We start from the raw sequence: 20,061 nt of genomic DNA, 5'->3' as shown, positions 1-20,061 counted from the left end.
TGTTTTTAAAAGGTTGCCACGACACGAAGTCCTGTGAATTCTGATGAAAATGTTGGTGTATAATTTATTGAAAATTCCGATTCTTTTTTACCTAAAAGACCCCTTGCTTTCCAACTACTCCTTACTATAGAACGACCAATTAAAGTTCCTATAATCCCTCCTGCAACCATATCGCTTATCCAATGTTCATGACTTTTAATATCCGATAAAAAAGTAATTGCCATAATACCATAAGGAATCCAATAATTATCAAACTCCATTTGAATTACTTTAGCAATAGCAAAATACCCTGTAGCATGCATAGAAGGCAACGATGTACCGTAAGGTCCGCTTAAAATATAAGTACCATTTCTACTATTAAAAAAATCCCAATTATTATTTGTAAAAGTCCCTGTATCCTCTCCTCCTAACGGCCTATTAGGTCTGTTTCTACCAAAAATTGTTTTTAAAGTTATCTGTGAAATAAGAGTTGAATAAGCAATTGCTTTTAGTGAATTTACCGCTGCAAACTGTCCCTTTTCTTTATTAGCAAACAAAGACCCAACATACATACCTATAATTGGATAGGTTAAATAAGTATTTTCTCCATTAATCCACATATTTTTTGAATTTCTTAAAAAATCAGGTGTAATATTTGGCAAACTATAATCTATCTTTGGTTCAACATGCTGTTGATAAAACTTTGTGGTTATTTTATCTGTGGCAATCAACCCTAAAATACCCGCTGCATAATAACCTGTTTTTTTCCAATCGTCCGAAAATTCTTTTCCTAAATATACAAAATCACTCGGTATGGTATTAAAACTCGTTTTAAATACATGACCGGCAGTTTGAAAATGATTTCGGCTTGTTATGGAGTCTAAAGATTGTTTTTGATCTTGTGCCAATAGAGAAAGGGAAAAGATTAATAATATACTCAGTAATAGCTGTTTCAGTTTCATAATTTGGTTTTTAGGAGCTTTTTTTAAGGTCTAAAAATACAATTATTCCTTAATTAAACTTTATTAATAGAATAGTTTTCTTTTTATGATTATGGAAAAAGGAGGCGTTTTAATGATTTTTATTTATGAGATGTCTCGAATATATCGACATGACATGCGGATGTTTTATTTTATTTCTTATTAATAACGGTGATCGAGCGATGGTTACTGAGGGAAGTCGAAGTAAGTCGAGATCCTAGAGTGGACACTAACAGTGCTTCTCGACTCCGCTCGAAGACCGATTCTTAATTAAACTCAGAAATTATTACTGACACCCCTTGAAGACCAACTATAATAAACAAGACCAAAAATTCAAAACAACTTCGGTGATTGAGCGAAGTCAAGATCTTAGGATGGATACTAAGCAATGCTTCTCGACTCCGCTCGAAGACCAAGAACAATACATCATGATAAAAAAAACAACGATGAGAGAGCGATGGTTACTGAGCGGTGGTTACAGAGCGGAGTCGAAGTAAGTCGAAGTAAATCGAGATCTTGAATTGCTACTAAAATCCTAATAGGTCGTTTGGGAGTTTTAATTCTATGTATTGAATTTGTTAAAAACTATCATTTATCAACCAATGTAATTCTTTTTTAGCTACTTATGTGAGACTCCTCAGTGCTTCGGAGTGACAAGCGTTGTTTTCTTAAAGAATGTCAGTTCGAGTGATTTTGAGGTACGATAAATTGTATCGAGAACTTGAAATAAATACCTATTTATTTTTCTATCTTTCTTTTTTCATTGATAAAAAAAGAAACAAAAAAATCTAGACTTATTATCATTTTTTTGAATTCTACGATATGCTCCACGTTCGCGTCCAGACCGTTGCACTCTTTGGACACTCTTCTGTTCCGCAGATCTTGAATTGCTACTAAAATCCCAATAGGTCGTTTGGGAGATTGAATTCTATGTATTGAATTTATATTTAAGATTACTATTTGTTTATTGATCTAATTCTTTTTTTAGCCACTTATGTGAGACTCCTCAGTCCTTCGGAGTGACAAGCATTGTTTTCTTAAAGAATGTCAGTTCGAGTGATTTTGAGGTACGAAAAATTGTATCGAGAACTTGAAATAAATACCTATTTATCTTTCCATCTTTCTTTTTTTCATTGATAAAAAAAGAAACAAAAAAATCTAGACTTATTATCATTTTTTTGAATTCTACGATATGCTCCACGTTCGTGTCCTGACCGTTGCACTCTTTGGATGCTTAGCCGTTCCTTTTCCTTTGAATTACTACTGAAATAATAGTATGTCCTAGGAAGTTTTATTTTATATGTTATTTATTTAAGGTTACCATTGGTTTATTAATATAATTCTTTTTTAGCTACTTATGTGAGACTCCTCAGTACTTCGGAGTGACAGGCATCGTTTTTATTAAGAATGTCAGTTCGAGTGATTTTGAGGTACGATAAATTGTATCGAGAACCAAACACAACCAACATGTCATTCCGACAAAGGAGGAATACCACATACAGTATTGTGTCATTTTTTTCTTTTCTCCAATTCCGCACTTACCGCCATGGCTTTTTCTTCTGTAAGGTCATAAGTTTTCATAATCCACATAGCTGCTAAGGTTCCTAAAATTGGTAAACCTGAATAAAATAATCGAATCCCTGTGATAGATGCTTCTGTATTTACGGTGTCTGGTACAAAACCTACCAACGCCATAATACCACCGGTTAACAACCCTGCTATGGCAAAACCAAATTTTACCATCCACCAATATATGGCTCCAAAAACACCTTCTCTACGTTTGCCCGTATTTAGTTCATCTATATCCATAACATCAGAAGTCATAGACATCATTAAAGTAAACAAGCTACCGATACCAAAAGAGAAAAAAGGCAATGCAAATAGAAATAAATAAGGTTTACCAGGTACAAATAAAAACCACAGCATTATATACCCTAATATAGAAATACTTTGTGATACCATAAATGCTTTCTTTTTACCCATCTTTTTAGACAATTTGGCCACAATAGGTATCACTATAAAAGTAGTAGCCAAAGCACTTACACTCCCAGAAAGCGTAGGCCAAAGTCCGGCAGCAGCAGCATCTCCTTGAAACAAATAATAAACAACAATAAAAAAAGAAAAACCAGCTACTACATTAAAGGCATTGTAAATTAAAAAAGTAGCAAAGCACAACTTTTTAAATTCATTAATTTTAAATGCTTCTTTAAAATTAACCACAATTTCTTTAAGGCTACCACTAATTGTTTTTAGGGTTAAGGGCGCCAAACTAGCATCGTGTTTTGTGGATTTACTTTTTATAAACAAAGCAGGAATCATGGCTAAGACCGCAAAAACTACCCCTACCCAAATACCTAAATTTCTGGTTGTTTCTGTGGTAGTACCAAACCAACCATCATCATACATAACCACCCAAAACCAAGGCGCAATTACCCAAGCCCATTGTCCGATCCATTGTGATACCGCCATAATACTGGTACGTTCATGAAAATCATCACTCATTTCATACCCCATCGCTACGTAAGGCACAGAAAAAATGGTCAATCCCAAATAAAAAGCCAAAGACCAAATTAAAAAATACACAAAGTTATAATAGAGTCCGTTATCGATATATAATTGCCATAAGAACGCAAAAGAAACACCCATAACAATAGCACCTATAAACACATATTGTCTTCGTCTGCCCCAAACGGACTTTGTATTGTCTGAAATAAACCCCATAATAGGATCTGTTATGGAATCGAAAATACGCGGTAAAAAAAACAGGATTGCCCACATCCAAGTTGGAAAGCCATAATTCTGTACCAGCACCACCATAAAAATACTTAATGCGGCTGGAAACATTTGATTAGAAAGCATCCCTATACCAAACGCTACTTTTTGACCAAATGAAACTTTAGAAACGGCTTGTACCTTAGACATATTTTTTATTGTTTTGTTGATAAAATGATGATGGTTTGTAATGCCTGCGCATCTATATTTACCAATGTTTCCTTTTCGTTTAAATGCAACGTAAAACTCTTTTGGGTTTTACCTTCATTAAAAACCACTACCGCAATAGAGCCATCTGGATTTTCTGCCGCAGTTACTTGTAAGTCTTTATCAGAATTATCTAAACCAATTATTTTAGCTTCTGGTCTTATGTATTTGCTAAAATGTGCCATGGTATAATAAAGTGGTGTAAAATACACTTCATCTTTTTCTGGATCTACAATTACAGGAGCTGCACACCAATTTTGAAACCAGTTGGGTCCTCCTTGGGTATCTAAAACCATGTTCCAATCTACCCAACCATCTACCCAATTGTTAAGACAGCCTATAATATCTCTAGCATATCTATTTACTGGCGCATATTTAGGATGCAAATGCATGTCTTCTTCAGAAGCCCAATCATATCCCCAATCGGTTGCTTCTTTTTGCCAATACCAAGCATCATTTTTCCATGCTGGTACTTGAGAATCAATACAACCTTCTGTTTCTATTAAGTATTTATTTGGTGCTTTTTGATGTGCATATTGCAAGGCTTCTGCATATATTTTATACGTACTTTCGTACCAATGAATTGCAGTTCCATCAAAATATTTTGAAGAAGCATCATTTCGGTACATTTCATCTACCCATTCTTTTAATCCGGCTCTGTTTTGATCGTAACCTAAAATAATTTTATCACCATAACCGTCTTTTTCTAATTTTGGTCCTAAATGGAACTCAACAAAATCTGTCATTTCTTTGGGCGTAAAATGCATACTTTCCCAATTATTACCATTTCCGTGTGGCTCATTCTCTACTGTAAATCCCCAAATATCAATACCCTCTTTAGCATAAGCAGCGATGTATTTAGAGAAAAACAAAGCCCAAGTATCATAATATTTTGGCAATAATTTTCCGCCAACCCATTGGTTATTGTCTTTCATCCAGGGAGCCGCCGTCCAAGGTGATGCAAATATTTTAAACCCATCCTCAGAAAGTTCCATCGCCTCTTGAATCATCGGAATCAAATCATCCAGATCTTCTTCAATGGTAAAATGTGCTAGTGTTACATCATCTGCTACTGGTGAATACGAATACTGATTCAAAGAAAAATCACAAGAATTCATATGGGTTCTTGTTAACGAGTAATTGGCTCCTTCTGGAGCAAAATAAGCTTGTAAAATAGTGTCTCTATTTTTTTTACTTAATTGATTTAACAAATAAGCAGACGATTCTGTAAAAGCACCTCCAAAACCCGTAATGGTTTGTTTTTTTTCTGCCGGATTCAATACAATAGTAGCTGCATTTTCCGTATTGGTAAATGTGGTAATTTCTGTTAATTTATTCCCTTTTTCTGACGTTTCATAAACAGTTACCTCTAAAGAAGTATCTGTAGGTTTACAACTGATGATGAGCAAAGAAAAAATTAAAAAATAATAGCTTGTTTTCATAGGTATTTATTTATCTGTTATAAGTTGTATTGGGTACTAAAACCTCTTTTAATAATGTTTTTTTATCTCCTTGATATGTTTTTTTAATAGGCATTCCGTTTCTTGTAAGTCCTTTAAAAACTCCGGCATCTACCAAAGGCCAAAGCGCATATTTTGCTTCGCCTTTTAGTGTAAACAAGCCAAAATGATTTTCTGAACCTTGTTCGTTTTCAGCATCTTTCCATTGTTCATCAAAAGCCTCAAAATAAAAACATGAAATTCTTTCTTTGTTTGTCCATGCTCTTAAATGCGAATAATACAAAGCTTGCTTGTACTCATCGGTTGCTCTAGAGCCATTTGCCCCATAATGTCCATTAGAAACAGTAGCCCAACCGGTTTCTCCAATATGTACCGCCTTGGTACTATCGATGCTTTTTACATATTTAACCACGTCTTTGTATTGTTTTTTAGCAAATTGAAGCGCACGCAACATGGCACGGTCTATTTTTTCTAGATTAGAGAGCTCTTGTTCTTCTACGGGTACTTTCCAAAATGTTGGATTGTAATGCGTATTGTGATAAGGATACGTATGCATAGAAACATAATCTACTGCTTTTATCAGTTTTTCTAAATCTTGGGTGTGATACACAGCGTCTCCGCCTCCCCAAGAACTGTAATCATCTGAACTTGTAATCCAAACATCTTTAGACAACTTACCTGATTCTTTTAAATTTTGAAGGTGATTTACCCATTTTAAAATAACAGCAGGTTGTACATAATAACTCGTTGCCCATTTTACCATAGCCTCATTACCCACGGCAATTACTTTAACTATTTGAGGGTATTTATTTGCTAAAATAATTGCTCGGGCAACTTCCTCTGCATTTTGGGGACTCTCTATATTGTGATTCGGTTCTTTGTCTGACCAAGCGTTTAAACAATCAATCCAACCCCCTAGCATAACATACATTTCAAAATTGGCATCCTCTTTTTTCAACTGACTGATGGCTTCTAAAACATTAGCCGCATGTGGTAATTTGGGTTGTACATTGTACGTTCTTAACACCCGAATGCCCATGGCATGCATCAACTTTAAATCTTCTTTTAATTGCGGAATTGTAGGTTGATGATCTTCTCTAGATTTTTCTCTATAACCACCATAAGAAATGGCCAAATACTTTGGGTTTCCTAAAATATCTGCTGCAGTTACCTCTTTTTTAAGTGCTTCTTTTAGATGCACTTGCTTTGATGATGTATTTTTATCACAAGCAAAAACAAGAAGCAACAGCAAACTAAAAAACAAGTATTTAAGAAAACGAATGGTCATTTTTTTTATGTATTTATATCGTTACAGAAACTTCTATTCGATCTATTTCTCCTGTTCTTTCAAACATCATATTTGAAACACTTTTATCTAGAATTAAATTTTCTGATGCAACGACTTCTCCATTGACAAAAAAGATGCTTACGCTATTTTTATCCGTATTTTTATAAACTATCGGTACTTGACAGTAGGTAAAACAAAGCGAACCTTTGGCTAAATGAATTGTTTTAGCTTCTTTTTGGATATTGGTATAGGCAAATACTTTAGGCTCACTTACAAACTCACTTGCTTGTAATAATCTTGGATTGAAATAAATTTTGCCTTCTTTTACAAAAACACCCAACTCGCCAATTCTACTTAACACATCTTCTTTTACCTGCCCTGTCATACCGGGTTGTTGCGCTCCTTTACCTCCTGGTGTGTGCGAATACGGATCGGTTGGAAAAGCACCATACAATTCTGGAGATTTGTGCACGCCAATACCGGCTTGTATTTCATAATAATGATCTAATAATTGACCTATTAAAGCCCCGTCTTCTTGATTGGCAATGGCTAATAAACAATTTTCTTGTACTGCTAACAGTAATTTAGAAACCATGTGCCAGTAAATAGACCCTAAACCTTCGTAACCAAAGAAAGTACCCGAACGTCCTGTAAATGCTTTATGATTAAAAACTTCTTCGAAAATAGTTAACAACAAATCGGTTTCTTTTTCAACCAATTCGGTATATCTTTTTGGTAAGCCCGTTAATGCTTCTGCCAACTTGTTTGCATTGTTAAAGTTGGCATTAAAATGAAACTTACCTAAAACATCTTTTGTAATAATTTGGTTATTCTTATCGCCCAACAATTTTAATAACAACTCCGAACTTTCTACTGAAGCTTTCGGAATGACATTCTTTTGATCGAAACGAGGTAAATTTTTATTTGGATATAAAATATAACTGTATTGATCTTCTCTAAACAAGGCACTATCTTTCATACCATCCAAAACTTTTAAAGTTTCTTTTGGAGATAAATAACCAGCGCTTAAAACCGCAACTTGCCCCTCTAACATTTCTGACAGGTAAGAAATAGCGATTTCCTGATCGTTTTTTATCGTCATTAAATTATAAGCATGGTACAAATTATCGGTACGTTTGTTTGCTTTAATCGTATGTTCTAAATACTGTTTTGTAAGACTAAAAAAGTTTAAAAGATCTTCTTTTTTAAGCGTGCTTTTATCACCAGAAAATCCGTTTTCATAAATTACGATTCTAAACTTACTCGCAGCTTCTCCCAACCCGTCTAACACTTTTTTTCTATCTAGATCTGATACTTTACCAGAAAGAATGTTTTTATGTTGATGAAAAGTAGCAACCACCTCATTAAAAAAGATTGCCAATTCCGAAGAAATAACCACCTCATCTGTAGTTGACTTTTCGATTAAATTCTCAAAAAAGTTGATAAATCGGTTTAGGTAATTTAAGGTCACCATAGAAACTCCATTCCCCACCAACGCATTGTTGGCGTCGTTCCATTCTGGTCGCTGTGTATTCATCCAAATACCACCTTCAGGAATAAAGTTAGCTACTTTGGCCAATACCGTTGCCAATAACTTTTCTATTAAATTTACTTTGTAAATAACGTTTTCTTTATTACTTAATAAAGCGCCATCTACACCTAAAAGCTTTCTTTTTTGCTCTATCTCTGTTTGTGCATCAAAATCAAAATCTATGGTATCTTTCGGATTCTTTAAAATACTCTTATAATCTTTAATTTTATAAGGCACATTGGCATAGACAAAAACGGCTTCTGAAAAACGTTTTTCTAATTGATTTGGATAATGCTTTTCTATAAATTCTAAAAACTTTAGCAAATAGATAATCTGATGATCTCCCCAATAACCAATATAAGACCAAGGATCGTTTTCTTCGATAATTTCCCAATCAAAACCTCCTTTGGTTACTCTATACGGATTGTAACCATCAAAAGTAGTTGCGTTTAAAAATTTATGAATCATGCTTTCTATAAAAGCAGGATAAGCATGTGCTAGCGTTTCCCAATTCTGAAAAATGTCTCGCCAATTTCCTTCATAATCCAAAATTTTAGAACCATCATTTTCATTTTTTGTGTTGATAGAAAACTTGTTCCAAGGTCTACTAGGATCTCCGTGTCTTCTACTAAACTTTAATGGTAAATACTCAAAACACAGTCTTTTAAAGTTTTTATCTTCATCTTTTTCTGCTATTTCTAAAATAGTTTTTAATGTAAAAACCGTTGGCAAACTTTCTAAAACACTTACTTTATGTTTGTATACCTCTTTATTTGCCGCTGCTATATACTTTGTAAAATCTTCTTTTTCAATATTATAATCATCATCAAAAGTACCACCACGCATAATATTAAAAAGCGTATTGGCAAAATGTCTTGTATTTACCAAAGCATCATTAGACAACTGCACACCATCTGCCGCACCTGTTAAAGCAATTAAGTTTTTAGTACCCAACTGAATGTCTTTTTGAATATTTTCTAGGAGATTCTCTTCCTTTTTAATGGCACTAGAAAGAGATTGAATTGTATTTATGGTTTGATTGACATTGGCGATAAAATACCATTCTTTGGTTTTGCCTGCATCTAAAGTTAGCGTTGTACTTATAAAATAAGCTCCTTTTTCTGCTTTTATATCTTCTTCTTGTACAATCTCTTGGCCTCTTCTAAAAGCATCTAACTGCAAAGAAGACAATAAATAAGTAGGATTTTCAATCCCTAAAGACCACACAATATTGGCTTTTAGCGCCTCACTTGGTTCTGCTTTATCAACAATAATGGCACTTAATGCGTAAATACCCAAACCAACCTCTTTTTGTAATTCGCTCTTTTTATAAGCATCCACCAAATTACTATAAGAGTTTTGCAGATCTGTAGTTACATCTGAAGGAATGATATTTTGCAAACCATCTAAAAGTGTAACCTCTATTTTTTCTGATGAATTGTTTACTAAAGTCGATTTTTTTACAAACCCAAATTGATCTGAAGAACTCCATTGATATCTAAAAGTGATTTCTAAATCTTCATTAATTTCTTCAAAAATCACCTTATTACCAAAACTGTTTTTATACAAGTTTTGTTTTGTTTGATACAACCCAATCTGTCTTTTAGAAAAAGGCTCCCATAAATAAATTTTTCCGTTTTTATGAACCTGAAAAATAGATTTGCTCCCTGTTGTGTCTGCAGATTCTGTAATTTTATCATCTGTATAATAAGGGAACAGAGAATGTTCGCTATTTTTTCTACCTGCTGTTAAACCTCCGTTGCTAGAAATAAACATCCAATGATTAGAGTCTGAAACAATACTCATAAAAAAAGGTCTCATTTCGTTACTATTTGCAATTTTATAATAAACCTCATTATCGAAGTTTATCATTTCTCCTTTTACTTTATGAGTTTGAAAATTGGCTTTGTTTTCTCCTAAAAAAATAGTCTTTTTTGTCATCAAAATTATTTTTTTAACCTCTACTTTGTTTTAAAAGAGGTTCTATTTGTATTTTATTTCTTGTGAATATTTTTAAATATTCTATTCTTTTTGGTTGCTTGTTACTTTAGAAATGGCTTCTTCTATTTTAATTTTATCAAAATGTTGATTGATTAAATGAGAACTCATTTCTTTTTGGTAAGGGTTTAATTGATGCGCTTCCTTTAATACATAATATGCTGCTCTGGGCTGTAAGGTGTAAAAACCTTGCGCATCTGTAGCTCCTTTTGCACAGATACCAAACCATTCCTCATTCATATTATTACGACCGGTTTTATAATCAAAAGCATAAGCATCGGTAGCCCAAGACGCATTTTTATCGTGTTTTTCTAAATTAATGGTCTGCCCAAATTTCCACCAACCATCACTAAACTGAAACGTAAAACCACCAATTGCATTAGATGCTTTACCCAAACCTGCAATATTTGTATAAATCTCTTGCCAGTTTTTAAGTAAATAAAAAGCTTGCATTTTTTGATCTTCTTTTTCTGTAAGGGCATTAAATGCATCCGAACCAAATTCTGTAAAAAGAAGCGGTTTGTTTAATACTGTTTTTACTTTTTTAAAGGCATCCGTAAAAGAAACTCCTCTGTACATATTGGTTCCAAAAACATCGATGTCTTTGCATTCTTCTGCAATCAGATCTAAGTACATTAGATCTCCGTTACAAATGGCTACAGGATGGTTTTTATCGATACTTTTTATCTTAACCGCTGCTTTGTTAAACAATTGATACAAGGCTCTACCTCTCGTTTCTCCTATTTTTTTCTTTTCTGCTTCATCTTCTGGAAAATCTTCTGTTTCGGAACCCGCCCAAAAGAGTCCATAATTGTTCTCATTTCCTAAAAGGTACAATAACAAACCGGGCGTGTTTTTGTATTTTGTAGCCAATAAGGTTATTTCTTCTAATAAAACTTGTTGTGCATGAACATCTGCATAATCAGTAACCTTTACCCAATCTCCTTTAAAAGAATATCCATACCTACCAAAAGGATGATTTAACATGGTATAAATGCCATATTCTTTATAGATGTATGTAATCCATTTGGGCTGAATGCCACTGTAAACACGAATTGCATTTACCCCCATTTCTTTTAATAAAGACATTTCTGAGTCTAATGCTTTTTTAATAAAAGCATCCGATTGGCTCCATAAACTATATGTAAAATTGGTTCCTATCGGAAAATAATCCCAATTCATACCGTTTACAATAAAATCTTTACCATTTACAACCAGTTTGCTGCCTTCTGCATTATTTACAACAACAACATTGTCTTCTTTTTGCGCACAAGATTGTAATGCGAACAGAAAGAGAAAAATAGGTATTAAGATGGGTTTCATAATTAAACTTTTGGGTTGTTATTAAAAGATAAGATCAGCCATGTAAAACTGACCCTATCTAAACAATCAACAATTTTATTTTTATTGATAAACTCTTACGTAATCAATCTCCATAGTATCTTCTGTAAATGTATCTGGTATATCTCCTCCTAAGGTTCCGCCCATAGCTACATTTAATATCAAGAAGAAATCTTCATTAAAAGGCAATGTTTCGTTATTTGCTATTTCGTAATACATTACTCCATCTAAATAAATTTTTAAAGACGTTTCTGACCATTCTAATGAATACAAATGAAACTCGGAAGAAGCATTGGTAACCTCTGTAGTTGTACCGTAACTAGCAGCTGCATTAGAAGCTACATCAAACCAATGTGTAGTACCTAATACTGTATTTTTAGCACTACCCGTTTGCTCCATAATGTCTATTTCTCCACAAGCAGGCCAACCTACAACCGGATTGTTAGATCCTAACATCCAAATGGCTGGCCAAGTACCTGCAGAAGCAGGTAATTTTGCGCTTACTTCTACTCTACCATAAGTAAATTTGAACAATCCTTGCGATTTTAATCTCGCAGAAGTATACCCTCCGTTACCATCTGCTTTTGCAGTGATAATTAAAGAACCATTTTCTACTCTTACATTTTCTGAAGCATCTGTATAAGTTTGTGCTTCTCCGTTGCCCCAACCATTGCTACCTGTACCTAAATCATAAGTCCAATTTGCAGCATCTGGCGCACCATCAGTATTAAAATCATCTTCCCAAACTAATGTATTGTATGCAGAATCTAGATCGCCTTCTCCCTCTACAGGTTTTGTAGAAGTAAATTTATGATACCAAGCAGCACCACTACCAGAAGCAGGATCTTCTATGATTCTTACAATTAATTCATCATTAGTAACAGAAATAATATCATAAGTACTTGCACCTACATACCATCCCATAAAACCACCTTCTGAAATTTGAAAAGTAGTACCTCTATAAGACTCGTTGTTATAAGTTCCTTCTAATGCTGCTTTAGAAGTTGAAGGTGAAAAAGACACACTTTTAACACCAAACATTGAAGTTACCACTGTTTCATCATGACATTGGTCTCCACCAACACCTAAAACACCAGCATACGTACCTGGCACAAAAGCAGGCCCTACTGTTTGCTCAAAAGTAATACCAGAAGCTGTTCTTGTAAAAACAAACTCGTTATCATACATACAGCTTTTTTCATCATCCCAAGCTTGTATACCACTCCACCAAGCCTCATAAGCAAACTCTCCATTTCCATAATCATCTGTAACCGGACCTAAACCAACGTGTAAACTTTTATCTGCTTGCCAGTACCATTTTTTGCTATCTCCTATATTTGTACCGCTTAATAAATTTTCTGCATCTACATCAGAAAAAGAACTAAACACCTCTACATCTATGGTTTCTGTTGAAGATACGCCACCTGTACCATTGGCTTTTATCACCACAGTATAAACGTTTACACCTACTTTAGAAAACCTTTTGGTTAATACCCCAGAAGGTGAAACTTCTGCTACTCCATCAAAGTAATACACATAAGATGATGCATTGTCTGCCGTTACTGTAAAATTAACCACACCTGTACCATCACCATAAAGATTATCATCATCTACCCCAACTACTTCTGCCGAAATAAGAATGTTAGAAGGCGCTACTAAATCACCCACTTCATATTCATTTTCTTGACAACCATAAAAAACTGCCAGTAAAGAAAACAATACGATATAAATATTTTTATTTTTTTTCATAATATTAAATCTTTATTTATTAATTAGTTACCCCTAATTCATCATAATAATAAACAGCATCATCACCTGTATTACCAAAATCAAAGAAAATTACAATTCTGTCGTAAGTTGTTCCGGCTACTGCTTCCGATATATCAAAAGTTAACTCTTCCCATTCGTTAACCTTAGAGGTTGTAGCATCTACTTCTACAAACTGAGCGCCGTCTGCTGCATTTTCCATTTTAAACCTTACGGTAACTCCAGATTTTGGAGAATAGGTTTTTACTACAACTTTGCTGTAATTAACAACATCTATAGGGCTAGAAATATCAAAAAATGCACCTGCCCAAGTTTCTGCATTTGCAGTTTTAACAAACTTTGCTGCCTTACTTGTGGTATTAACACCTGTTGCGTTAGGGTTATCTACCACTTCTATAGGTGCTATATTTCCAAAATCTGTAAACACTGGTGTTGTACCTTCAAAATCTTGAAATAAAACTGGAGCACTAGAGCCTGCTGATTCATTTACTAAATTTATTTCATCGTAATAATATACAGCATCATCACCTACATTACCAAAATCGAAGAAAATAACAACTCTGTTATAAGTGACTCCTGCAACGGCTGAAGAAATATCAAAAGTTAATTCTTCCCAAGCATTTGTGGTAGTGGTTATTGCATCTACCTCTACAAATTGCGTGTTATCTGAAGCATTTTCTATTTTAAATCTTACTGTAGCTCCAGATTTTGGAGACCATGTTTTAATAGTTATTTTGTTATTATTAACCACGTCTAACGGAGCAGCAACATCAAAAAATGCACCTGCCCAAGTTTCTGCATTTGAAGTTTTAACAAACTTTGCTACTTTATTTGTAGTATTGATACCTGTTGCACTAGGATTATCTACCACTTCTATAGGTGCTATATTGCCAAAATCTGTAAACACTGGTGCTGTACCTTCAAAATCTTCGATAGTTGTAGATACGGTTCCAGATGGTGCTTTGTAAAAATAAAGGTTGTCTATAAATACAGATCCAGCCCCTACAAACTTAAATTGATGAATGTCTTGTACAGACAAACCTTGATCTGTAAATTCTGAAATTGGAATATTAATACTTGTCCAAGCATCTTTTGTTAAAGTAGATTTTATAAATTTTTCTCCACTTGCAATACTTATTAAATAAGTTTCTAATTCCGTAGCATCTGCTGTCCAAACATCTAAATGAAGAAACTCCATTGAAGAAACATCTTGCGTTGCCCCTATTTGAATACCTTGGTAATTTAAATTGCTATATTGTAGCATGGCATCTCCATTTAAATCAAAAGCAGTATAGGTTGTTTGCTGCCCCCAATTTGGATTGAAATCTGTATTTGCCACGTTTGTATAAGCATCACTAAAAATAGAAATTACATTTTCTGCACTTCTTGTTGGCGGTGTACCCGCAGAAGAAATGGGTGCTAAAATCTCTGTAACTTCAAAATCTACTGTATATTCTGTTGTTTCTATAGCCCCACCTTTTACAATAACATTAATTGTATAAGTACCTGCATTTGCATACTGATAGCTAATAGCATCGCCAATATTTGCTGTTGCAACAGGTTGTGTTACATCTGTTTCTCCTGAATAAAACTCATAAGTAGTTGCATAATCTGCAGTAGCCATAATATTTACTTGTTTAGAAATAGCAATATTGTTTTCTAAAGTAACCACTACATTTTCTGGTGCTTTAAAAGAAACAACCAATTCTTGATTTGCTTCTGTTGTATCTCCTTTAGCATTATAGGCAACTATTTTTACTGTATAACTCCCCTCTAAATAAGTATGTTGTACATTATTACCAGCTTCTATATTTACAGGTTCTGTTGTATCATCACCAAAATAAACATCAAAAGAATTGGCTCCTTCTGCCGTTGGTGTAATGGTTACCAAACCAGAGTTATCTTGTACTATATTATAGGCTGCCGCAACATTTGTTGGTGCTTTTACCGCCTCTAAAAAATCTAAATCTCTTTCATCTGTACAAGCATTAACTACAAGAAGTATTAGTAACGCCTTAAATATTATTGTTAGTTTTTTCATACTTCTAAATATTAATTATAGTTATTATTTTGCGTCCAGTTACCTTGAGAAAACTGTATTTCTTCTATCGGAATAGGAAAAACTTCATTTTTCCCTGTTGTAAAACCTGGTATTTGTGCTCCTCTGCCTGTTCTTACTAAATCGAAAAACTGATGACCCTCGCCTACCAACTCTACTCTACGTTCATTGTAAATTGCAGATGTTAAATTAGAACCCGTTGTAGTTATATTGTTATTAGAATTACCAAAAGCTCTTTCTCTTACTCTATTTAAATACAATTTAGCTTTTGTATCATCGGCACTTGATTTTCTATTATTTGCTTCTGCAGCCATTAATAAAACATCTGCAAAACGAATAGCTCTGTAATTATTAGGATTGGTAAGGTTTAAATCTCCTGCAGCATCTTCGCTTCTTTTTCTTGGTAAATATTTTCTGTTAAAATATCCCGTATGCTCATAACCTGTAGTATAAGTTGCTCCTGTTTCTGCAGCCCAAGCAGCTATATCTAAAATGGCGACTTCTTTTCTAAGATCTCCTTCTTCAAAAGCATCTACAACTTCTTGTGTTGGCACATTAAAACTGAATCCAGAAGTAAACAAATCTCCTTCGTAACCTCTAACTCCTTGAAAACCTACCGCTACGTTTCCTTCGCTACATTGCAAACACTCAAAACCAGCACCTTCTGTATCTGTATATTGAATTTCGAAAACAGATCCTGTACCGTTTTCTCCATCAAATTCAAAAATTTTATTATAATCAGATTCTAAAACATAACCTCCGTTATTAATGACACTTTCTAAAACAGCGGCAGCTTCATCAAATTTTTCTTGATATAAATAAACTTTTCCCAATAAAGCTTCTGCTGCTCCTTTTGTAGCTCTACCTACTTCTGGAGCTGTATACGATAAATTAGCAACAGCATATTCTAAATCTGATTCTATTAATGCATAAACATCTTCTTTAGGCGATCTTGGTATTGTTTTTTCATCACCCAACTCAAAACGTCCTTCTGCTTTGATTGGAATGTCTCCAAACCACTTTACCAATTCGAAATTATAATAGGCTCTTAAAAAATAAGCCTCTCCGATAATTACTTCTTTGCCTGTAAATTCTGTTTTGTCTTTAAATTCTATAATGTATGCTGCTCTGTTAACACCACCAAACATCCAGTTCCAAAGGTTTTGAAGCTGATCGTTTACAGGAGTATGTGTCATATCATCTATTTGTTGATAACCAGGTACATCTGTTGCACTTTCTCCACCACATAAAGTATTATTAGAGGCGATTTCTCCCATTAAAACATTGATAAATGTAGACTGTAAAGGATCGTACGCACCTACTAAAGCATTGTAATAATCTGTTTCTGAATTAAAGTAAGATTCTGAATCTTCTGCATATGTTTTAGCTTCATCTAAATAATCATCTGAGCACGCACTTAAAACAAATAAGCTAGCTATAAAGATGATTCCTAATTTTATTTTTTGATTGTAATTTCTCATCTTTTCTTTTTTAAAATTCAACATTTAATCCTAATAAAAACTGTCTTGCCGATGGATAGTTACCAGAATCTATACCTGCGCCTATTGCACCATCATTTATAGAAGGATCGAAACCTGAATAATCTGTTAGTGTAAATAAATTATTGATTGAACTGTATAATCTTAACTTAGACAAACCTATTTTTTCTAATAAGTTTTGAGAAAAACTATATCCTATTTGAATGTTTTGCATACGCAAGAATGATGCATCTTCTACAAAGAAATCTGAAAACAACTTATTATTTGTTGCGTCATTTGTTAATCTTGGTACAGAATTACTAGTTCCCGCTCCTGTCCATCTATCTAAATAATAAGCTGGTTTATTAACATTTGGTAAAAAACGTTCGTAATTTCTAACAATATCTTTGCCTAACTCTGCGTATAAATAAGAGGTAAAATCCCAATTTTTATATTTAGCAGCAACATTAAAGCCCATGTAAAAATCTGCTTGAGGTTTACCAATATTAACCCTATCATCAAAATTTATAACACCGTCATTGTTGGTATCTTTATACCTTATATCTCCTGGTGATGTAGACGCCCCTAAACCGGATTGACTAGGGTGCGCATCTATTTCTGCTTGATTTTGAAAAATACCGTCGGATACTAATCCGTAAAAATAACCTATCGGTTGCCCAACCTCCATTCTAGAAGGCGCTAGATTACCTACACCAAAACTACCTCCTTCTACAAAAGCATCATCTAAAACATCGGTTACCTTATTTTTAACATAAGTTATGTTATAACCAAAGTTTAAACTAAAATTATTTTTAGCAATAGCATTGTAATTAATTGCTAATTCTGCACCTGTATTTTTAGAAGTACCTGCATTTACTGTTGGATTAGAACCTCCTGCAGCACCAGCACCTAACAAACCAGACACAGGAAAACTCTCTATCAATAAATCTTTTCTTGTTTCCTCAAAATAGTCGGCAACAAATGTTAGTTTATCGTCAAATAAATTTAAATCTAAACCTATATCTAATTTTACCGCAGTTTCCCAAGTAGCTAAAGGATTTGGCAAACCTCCTTGTGCTACACCATCTACCAAACTACCATCAAAAACATAAGTACCTTCTCCATTTAATAAAGATCTGTATAAGTTATTACCTACCAAGTTTCCTAAAGTACCATAACTTGCTCTTAATTTTAAAAACGAAATTGTTTTGCTATCTTTTAAAAATTCTTCATCAGAAATTTTCCACCCAGAAGTAGCCGACCAGAAATTGTCTACTCTTTTATCTTCCGCAAAAACAGAAGCTCCGTCTCTTCTTATTAATCCAGAAAATAAATATTTTCCTTTATAATCATATTGAACTCTACCAAAATAAGACGTTAATCTAATATCACTATTTCCTGTATTTAAACTTCTTTGCTCGCTTTGTGTGTTTGTTAAACTAATGTCTGCAAATTCATAAGAGTTGTTAGGCACATCAAAACCTGTTACATAAATACCATCAAATAAATCATTCTGTACACTAGTACCTACTGTAAAACTAGTATTGTGATTTTTAGCAAAGGTTTTTTGATAAGTAGCAAAAGATTCCCACAAGACTCTTGAAGACGTTGTTTTATATTGATATACAGAACTTTGTGTTTTGTTATACACTTTACTAGATCCATAATCTTGAATTGGCGTAAAAGAACGAAGCTTTTCGTTATAAATTTTATAACCAACACGAGAAACCACATTTAAACCTTCAATTGGTTTGTACTCTAATTTAAAATTACCTTCAATTCCGTTTCCATTTGTTTCTCCATAAGTATTACTTAACAATGATAAAGGGTTTACAACTTCTATCCCTAAAAAATTATTTGTATCATCTTCATCCACCCCAAAAGTAGGTGCATAATTTAAACCATTAAACAATAAAGAACCATCAAAACCTCTAGAAGTACTTGTAAAGTAGTTAGAAATTAAAGAGAAGTTTAATTTTTCTGTAATATCTATCCCTATGTTTATTTTTATATTATTTCTTTCGAAATTAGATTTATCTTTAGCTATAATACCGTCTTGTTCTGTACGAGAAGCACTTACAAAATACCTAAAATTATCTCCTCCTCCAGCTAAACTAATATTATGATTAATAAGCATTGCATTATTAAACAATTCATCTTGCCAATCTGTACCTTTACCCAAATCACTTAAATTTGTATAAGGAATTGATTGCCCGCTTGCAGCATACGCTTCATTTAAAACCACTGCATATTCTGTGGCGTTTAAATAGTCTAACTTTTTGGTAGTTTGTTGCAAAGCGGCATAAGTATCATACTTTACAATTGCTTTTTTATTCTTTTTACCAATTTTTGTAGTAACCAAAACAACACCATTTGCCCCTTTAATACCGTAAATTGCAGCTTGTGCATCTTTTAGCACTGTAATAGATTCTATATCATTAGGGTTGATACTATTTAAATCTCCTTCGTAACCATCTACAATTGTTAAAGGTTGGTTGTTAGTATTAGAACTAACCCCTCTAATTAAAATATTTACCTTAGCTCCTGGCGCTCCTGAAGACAAGTTTACAGCAACACCAGATGTTGTACCTTGTAATGCAGAAGTAGCATCTATGGGTTTTAATACATTTAATGTTTCTTCTCCTACAATAGAAACAGAACCTGTAACATCTTTTCTTTTTTGCTTACCATAACCTACTACAACAATTTCATCTAAAGTTTCTGCAGATTCTTCTAAAGAGACATCAATGGTTTCTTTAGTAACTAAAACTTCTACTATAGTATATCCTAAATAATTAAATACAAGAGTTTCTCCTTTTTTTACTTTCGTAAAACTGTATAGTCCATCAAAATCGGTTTGCGTACCTACTGTTGTTCCTTTTATTAATATACTTACTCCAGGTAAGGGATCGCCTGTTTTTGCATCTTTAACAACACCTTTTACATTTAAAGTTTGTGCACTCGCAAAAAAACCTATCAATAAAAGGAGTAATAATGTTATTTTTTTTCTCATGAATAAGGGTATTTATTATTTCATCATAAAAATACCGTTAATAATTAGTTAAATCGTAAAAATAACCCCTACAAAAAACATACATCGCAAATTAAACCTAGTAAAATCATTAAATAGCCAATAAACAAGGCGATTTTAAATATGTATTTAATTAACATATTTTAATGCTAAATTACCTTTGTTGTGGT

10 protein-coding genes are annotated in these 20,061 nt (G+C 33.5%); all 10 read right to left on the bottom strand.

All coding sequences use genetic code 11. From position 1 onward, the window contains the following. Positions 1 to 5: 5 nt before the first annotated feature. On the bottom strand, positions 6 to 941 hold the full coding sequence (locus tag KI686_RS15365; RefSeq protein WP_237590222.1) for a phosphatase PAP2 family protein: 936 nt from the start codon (positions 939 to 941) through the stop codon (positions 6 to 8). 1,527 nt (positions 942 to 2,468) lie between these two features. Then, the gene (locus KI686_RS15360; RefSeq protein ID WP_237590221.1) at positions 2,469 to 3,881 is read right to left on the bottom strand and encodes an MFS transporter; all 1,413 of its coding nucleotides are present in this window, start codon (positions 3,879 to 3,881) and stop codon (positions 2,469 to 2,471) included. 5 nt (positions 3,882 to 3,886) lie between these two features. Further along, complete coding sequence (locus tag KI686_RS15355) at positions 3,887 to 5,380, bottom strand: glycoside hydrolase family 30 protein (protein WP_237590220.1); 1,494 nt, start codon at positions 5,378 to 5,380, stop codon at positions 3,887 to 3,889. Between the two features lie 10 nt (positions 5,381 to 5,390). Beyond that, the gene (locus KI686_RS15350; protein ID WP_237590219.1) at positions 5,391 to 6,686 is read right to left on the bottom strand and encodes a glycosyl hydrolase family 17 protein; all 1,296 of its coding nucleotides are present in this window, start codon (positions 6,684 to 6,686) and stop codon (positions 5,391 to 5,393) included. Between the two features lie 13 nt (positions 6,687 to 6,699). Beyond that, positions 6,700 to 10,158, bottom strand: coding sequence for a 1,3-beta-D-glucan phosphorylase, GH149 family (locus KI686_RS15345; protein WP_237590218.1), 3,459 nt, complete (start codon positions 10,156 to 10,158; stop codon positions 6,700 to 6,702). 81 nt (positions 10,159 to 10,239) lie between these two features. Next, positions 10,240 to 11,538, bottom strand: a complete 1,299-nt coding sequence (locus tag KI686_RS15340) for a glycoside hydrolase family 2 TIM barrel-domain containing protein (protein ID WP_237590217.1) — start codon at positions 11,536 to 11,538, stop codon at positions 10,240 to 10,242. 81 nt (positions 11,539 to 11,619) lie between these two features. Next, positions 11,620 to 13,305: a glycoside hydrolase family 16 protein gene (locus KI686_RS15335; RefSeq protein ID WP_237590216.1), complete on the bottom strand. Its 1,686-nt coding sequence runs from the start codon at positions 13,303 to 13,305 to the stop codon at positions 11,620 to 11,622. A 19-nt stretch (positions 13,306 to 13,324) separates the two neighbouring features. Further along, positions 13,325 to 15,364 (bottom strand): PKD domain protein, encoded by a 2,040-nt coding sequence (locus KI686_RS15330; RefSeq protein ID WP_237590215.1) that lies wholly within the window; start codon positions 15,362 to 15,364, stop codon positions 13,325 to 13,327. 11 nt (positions 15,365 to 15,375) lie between these two features. After that, positions 15,376 to 16,863 carry a RagB/SusD family nutrient uptake outer membrane protein gene (locus KI686_RS15325; RefSeq protein WP_237590214.1) on the bottom strand — a complete coding sequence of 496 codons (1,488 nt, stop codon included), beginning with the start codon at positions 16,861 to 16,863 and terminating at the stop codon, positions 15,376 to 15,378. Between the two features lie 10 nt (positions 16,864 to 16,873). Beyond that, positions 16,874 to 19,873 (bottom strand): SusC/RagA family TonB-linked outer membrane protein, encoded by a 3,000-nt coding sequence (locus KI686_RS15320; protein WP_237590213.1) that lies wholly within the window; start codon positions 19,871 to 19,873, stop codon positions 16,874 to 16,876. Between the last annotated feature and the right edge of the window lie 188 nt (positions 19,874 to 20,061).

The organism is Polaribacter sargassicola (assembly GCF_021991835.1).
GTDB lineage: Bacteria > Bacteroidota > Bacteroidia > Flavobacteriales > Flavobacteriaceae > Polaribacter > Polaribacter sargassicola.
Note: the sequence above shows the minus strand (reverse complement) of the source record. Positions and strands in the feature narration are given on the sequence as shown.

Coding starts and splice junctions, on each gene's coding strand:
- KI686_RS15340 (WP_237590217.1), bottom strand. CDS start 11,538: ATGAAACCCATCTTAATACCTATTTTTCTCTTTCTGTTCGCATTACAA.
- KI686_RS15345 (WP_237590218.1), bottom strand. CDS start 10,158: ATGACAAAAAAGACTATTTTTTTAGGAGAAAACAAAGCCAATTTTCAA.
- KI686_RS15360 (WP_237590221.1), bottom strand. CDS start 3,881: ATGTCTAAGGTACAAGCCGTTTCTAAAGTTTCATTTGGTCAAAAAGTA.
- KI686_RS15335 (WP_237590216.1), bottom strand. CDS start 13,305: ATGAAAAAAAATAAAAATATTTATATCGTATTGTTTTCTTTACTGGCA.
- KI686_RS15365 (WP_237590222.1), bottom strand. CDS start 941: ATGAAACTGAAACAGCTATTACTGAGTATATTATTAATCTTTTCCCTT.
- KI686_RS15330 (WP_237590215.1), bottom strand. CDS start 15,364: ATGAAAAAACTAACAATAATATTTAAGGCGTTACTAATACTTCTTGTA.
- KI686_RS15320 (WP_237590213.1), bottom strand. CDS start 19,873: ATGAGAAAAAAAATAACATTATTACTCCTTTTATTGATAGGTTTTTTT.
- KI686_RS15325 (WP_237590214.1), bottom strand. CDS start 16,863: ATGAGAAATTACAATCAAAAAATAAAATTAGGAATCATCTTTATAGCT.
- KI686_RS15355 (WP_237590220.1), bottom strand. CDS start 5,380: ATGAAAACAAGCTATTATTTTTTAATTTTTTCTTTGCTCATCATCAGT.
- KI686_RS15350 (WP_237590219.1), bottom strand. CDS start 6,686: ATGACCATTCGTTTTCTTAAATACTTGTTTTTTAGTTTGCTGTTGCTT.